Source organism: Thiocystis violacea (assembly GCF_016583575.1).
GTDB lineage: Bacteria > Pseudomonadota > Gammaproteobacteria > Chromatiales > Chromatiaceae > Thiocystis > Thiocystis violacea.
This window is the reverse complement of the sequence record NZ_NRRG01000178.1, coordinates 1-582: the sequence shown is the minus strand read 5'-3', so window position 1 is coordinate 582 and position 582 is coordinate 1. Positions and strand designations below refer to the sequence as shown.

Annotated in this window: 1 protein-coding gene and 1 pseudogene; one reads left to right on the top strand and one right to left on the bottom strand. The window is 47.9% G+C overall.

Annotated elements, in window-relative coordinates; genetic code table 11:
- Positions 1 to 218: transposase (locus CKO27_RS24065; RefSeq protein WP_200377405.1), on the top strand; the 218-nt coding region annotated here is incomplete at its 5' end.
- A gap of 243 nt (positions 219 to 461) precedes the next feature.
- On the opposite strand, the pseudogene CKO27_RS24855 reads toward CKO27_RS24065, so the two are convergent.
- A pseudogene (locus CKO27_RS24855) lies at positions 462 to 582 on the bottom strand (IS701 family transposase); the annotation flags it as partial.

Here is a 582-nt window from a genome sequence, read left to right as displayed (position 1 = left end):
AGCTTGAAGTCGTTAAAAAGAAAAAAGGGGTTAAAGGTTTCCATGTTTTACCCCGCCGCTGGGTCGTTGAGCGAACATTTGCATGGCTTGGCCGATCACGTCGGCTGAGTAGAGATTATGAACGCAAGCCTACGTCGAGTGAGGCACAAGTTTATCTCGCCTCAGGCCGCTTACTTCTTCGTCAAATAGGCCATAATCAGATACAATATGAATTGTAAGTTAATTGATTTCTATTAACGGTTAATTGGATCGACTATAGCGATGTGTTCCTATACAGCCTCTCAGACATCAGGACATTGGGGGCAGAATCTCATGGCGATGTCATTATAATCAATATCTTAATGTGAAATGCACTGTACTGAGCAGACTCTCAGAGGCTTAGGATTTTCCGTCCACCCCATTCGACAAGCTCATGACAGGCTTCGACAAGCTCAGGGCGAACGGAAAATCCTTAACTGATGTTACGCAGCCGCCGCTTTCAAGCGCCTGAGTTCGCCGAAAGCATGCTGAAGCGCCTCGACATAGAGCTTCGCGCGGAGTGCGAAATGGTTGAGCTTGTGGGCCCGCTTGAGGCATTCGAGC